Annotated in this window: 5 protein-coding genes; all 5 read left to right on the top strand. The window is 65.6% G+C overall.

Annotated features, from left to right (window positions below):
* Positions 1 to 972: Holliday junction branch migration DNA helicase RuvB (ruvB, locus tag ACR9ZJ_RS19075; RefSeq protein WP_481288654.1), on the top strand; the 972-nt coding region annotated here is incomplete at its 5' end.
* The gene (gene ybgC, locus ACR9ZJ_RS19070) at positions 969 to 1373 is read left to right on the top strand and encodes a tol-pal system-associated acyl-CoA thioesterase (RefSeq protein ID WP_481288653.1); all 405 of its coding nucleotides are present in this window, start codon (positions 969 to 971) and stop codon (positions 1371 to 1373) included. The genes ruvB and ybgC, both read left to right, overlap by 4 nt.
* A 32-nt stretch (positions 1374 to 1405) precedes the next feature.
* Entirely contained in the window at positions 1406 to 2089 is a 684-nt protein-coding gene (gene tolQ, locus ACR9ZJ_RS19065) for a protein TolQ (protein ID WP_306849579.1), read from the top strand.
* A gap of 15 nt (positions 2090 to 2104) precedes the next feature.
* Positions 2105 to 2548, top strand: a complete 444-nt coding sequence (gene tolR / locus ACR9ZJ_RS19060; protein ID WP_306849581.1) for a protein TolR — start codon at positions 2105 to 2107, stop codon at positions 2546 to 2548.
* Positions 2535 to 3479 carry a cell envelope integrity TolA family protein gene (locus tag ACR9ZJ_RS19055; RefSeq protein ID WP_481288652.1) on the top strand — a complete coding sequence of 315 codons (945 nt, stop codon included), beginning with the start codon at positions 2535 to 2537 and terminating at the stop codon, positions 3477 to 3479. Before tolR ends, ACR9ZJ_RS19055 begins: the two co-directional genes overlap by 14 nt.
* Positions 3480 to 3501: the final 22 nt, after the last annotated feature.

Raw genomic sequence — 3501 nt, 5'->3', positions numbered from 1 at the left:
CCGATCCGCCTGGCCGAATATCTCGGCCAGCAGACGGTGCGCGAACAGATGTCCATCTATATCGAGGCCGCGCGGCGACGGGGCGGGGCGCTGGATCACGTCCTGATCTTCGGGCCACCCGGCCTGGGCAAGACCACGCTCTCGCACGTCATCGCCAACGAACTGGGTGTCAACGTGCGCTCCACCTCGGGCCCGGTTTTGGAGCGGGCGGGCGACCTGGCCGCTCTGCTCACCAACCTGGAAGCCAACGACGTCCTCTTCGTGGACGAGATCCACCGCCTTTCACCCGTGGTGGAGGAAGTGCTCTACCCGGCGATGGAAGACTTCCAGATCGACATCATGATCGGCGAAGGGCCGGCCGCCCGGTCGATCAAGCTCGACCTGCCGCCTTTCACGCTGATCGGCGCGACGACCCGGGCAGGCTTGCTCACCGGTCCGCTGCGCGACCGTTTCGGCATCATCCAGCGCCTGGAGTTCTATAGCGTCGACGAGCTGACGGCGATCGTCCGTCGCGCCGCCCGGATCTTCAATATCGACTGCGAGCTGGACGGTGCCATCGAGATCGCCCGCCGCTCGCGCGGCACCCCGCGTATCGCCAACCGGCTGTTGCGCCGGGTACGCGATTTCGCCGAGGTGCGTGGCGATGGCCGGATCACCCATGAGCTGGCCCGCGCGGCCACCGATATGCTCAAGGTGGACGCGGAGGGTTTCGACGACCTCGACCGACGGTTGCTCAGCACGATCATCGAGAGCTTCGACGGCGGTCCGGTCGGGGTGGAGTCGCTGGCGGCCGCGCTCAGCGAGGATCGCGGCACCCTCGAGGACGTGGTCGAACCCTACCTGATCCAGCAGGGCTACCTGATCCGCACCGCCCGTGGTCGCATGGCCTCGGCCAAGGCCTGGCGGCACCTCGGGCTGACCCCGCCGCCGCGCCAGGCGGCCACCCCGGACCTGTTCCCGGGCGACGCATGAATCCGTTCCGCTGGCCCGTCCGCATCTACTGGGAAGACACCGACGCCGGTGGCGTGGTGTATCACGCCAACTACGTCCGCTTCATGGAGCGGGCCCGGACGGAATGGCTGCGCGCCCAGGGCATCGACCAGGTCGCCCTGCGTGAGGCGACCGGGCTCGGCTTCGTGGTCCGCGACATGCACCTGGATTTCCATCGGCCGGCCCGTCTGGATGATGAACTCCTGGTGACGGTAGCGATCAAAGAACGCCGTTCAGCCAGTATGCTGTTCGATCAGGAGATCGTGCGGGGGGATATGCCGCTGGTGCGCGCCAAGGTGCGTGCCGCGTGCGTGAACCTCGACACGATGCGTCCGGCACAGATCCCGGCAGGTCTGTTTCCCCCCGAATTCCCCTTTACCTAAGCCCCAGATACCCGGCGGAGAGCCTTCAAGCGATGAACGGTGGACTGAACATTTTCAAGCTGGTCTCGGAAGCGAGCCTGCCCGTGCAACTGGTGATGCTCCTCTTGCTGGTGTTCTCGTTCCTGTCGTGGGTGATCATCATCCGCAAGTACAGCCAGCTGAAGACCGCCCACGACAATGCCGAGACCTTCGAGGACCGCTTCTGGTCCGGCGCCGACCTGGCGGCCCTGTTCCGTGAGGTGGGCAACCGCGACGGGCAGCATGGCATCGAGAACGTCTTCGAGGCCGGCTTCCGCGAGTTCGCCCGCCAGCGCCAGCGCCGCGTGACCGACTCCAACCGCGTGATGGAAGGCGCCGAGCGCGCCATGCGCGTGGCCGGCACCCGCGAGATCGGCAAGCTGGAGCAGAACCTCGAGTTCCTGGCCAACGTCGGTTCGATCAGCCCCTACGTGGGCCTGTTCGGCACGGTGTGGGGCATCATGGGCGCCTTCCAGGGCCTGGGCGAGATGAAGGACGTGACCATCTCGGTCGTCGCCCCGCACATTTCCGAGGCGCTGATCGCCACCGCCATGGGCCTGTTCGCGGCGATTCCGGCCGTGTGGGCGTACAACCGCTACGCCAACAAGGTGGAGCGCATCGCATCGCGGTACGAGGTATTTCAGGAAGAGTTCTCGTCCGTGCTGCAGCGTCAGATCCACTCCGACGAAACGGTCTGAGCCGGAACGATGGCCATGCGCAACGTCTACCGCCGGCACAAGCGGAAGCTGAAATCCGAGATCAACGTCGTGCCCTACATCGACGTGATGCTCGTGTTGCTGATCATCTTCATGGTCACCACGCCCATGATGAACCTCGGCGTGGACATCCAGCTTCCGCAGACCAACGCCAAGTCCCTGCAGGACAAGAAAGACCCGATCGTGGTGTCGGTCGACGAGGCCGGCCAGATCTACCTGACCGCCAACGGCGCCAAGCGCGAGCCGGTGAGCGCCGACGAGTTCAGGACCAAGATCACGGCCTTCCATAACGCCAACCCGGAACTCCAGGTCCTGGTCGCAGGCGACCAGCGCGTGGGCTATGGCAAGGTCTATTCGATCCTCCCGATCCTCCAGGAGGCCGGCGTCTCCAAGATCGGCCTGATGAGCCAGCCGCAGTCGGCGCAGAATGGAAAACCGTAACGGTACGCCCCGCGCGGTCTTCCTCGCCGCGCTCCTGCACATCGGTATCGTGGCCTTCCTGGGCCTCGCGGTCATTCCGTGCTCGGACTACGAGAAGTGGGCCGAGGCCCTGGGCGTGCCCGCGGAGTGGAACCCGTTGAAATGCCCGGCTCCGCTGGAACTGCCCGGCCAGATCATCGAGGCCACCCTCGTCGGCCCCACGGGTAGCCCGCCGCCCAAGGCCACCAAGGTGAAGCCCACCCCGGACACGACACCGCCGCCTCCGGTGGTGCCGACGCCGCCTCCGCCGCAACCGGAGAAGCCCAAGGTCGAGACCCTTCCGCCGCCGCCGAAGCAGCCCGACCTGAAGGACCAGGAAAAGGTCGTCGACGACGCCGTGCAGAAGGCCGAGGACGCCAAGCGCCTGCAGGAGGAAAAGCAGCGCCAGCGCCAGGCCGAGCTCGACGCCGAGCAGGAGCAGAAGAAGAAAGAGAAGCAGAAGGAGATCGACGAGATCTTCAAGCAGCTCGACGCGGCCAAGGCGCAGACCAAGAAGGCCGACACCACGAAAAAGCAGGCCGAGCAGCAATTGAAGGACTTGCAGAACGCCAAGGACGACGGCCTGCCGGACCTGCCGCCCGCGGACCAGAAGCAATCGGGTACCAACGGCCGCGACACCGGCAAGCTGGGCCAGTACCTGGCCGCGATCCAGAACACGGTGACGAGTAACTGGCTGCGCCCGGACAACATGCCCAACGCGTCCTGCCAGGTGCATATCGTTCAGGTACCCGGTGGCCAGGTGCTGAGCGCCAAGGTCGATTCCAGCTGCCCCTACGATGCCGCTGGCCGGGCATCCATCGAAAATGCCGTGCTGCGCGCCCAGCCGTTGCCCTACCAGGGTTTCGAGGACGTGTTCCAGCGCAACCTCACGTTCACGTTCAGGCCGCAATGATGTCTGTCTCTTATACACATCT

This window comes from Luteibacter sp. KNZ12-1A (assembly GCF_056755675.1).
This window is presented reverse-complemented; position numbering and strand designations above follow the sequence as displayed.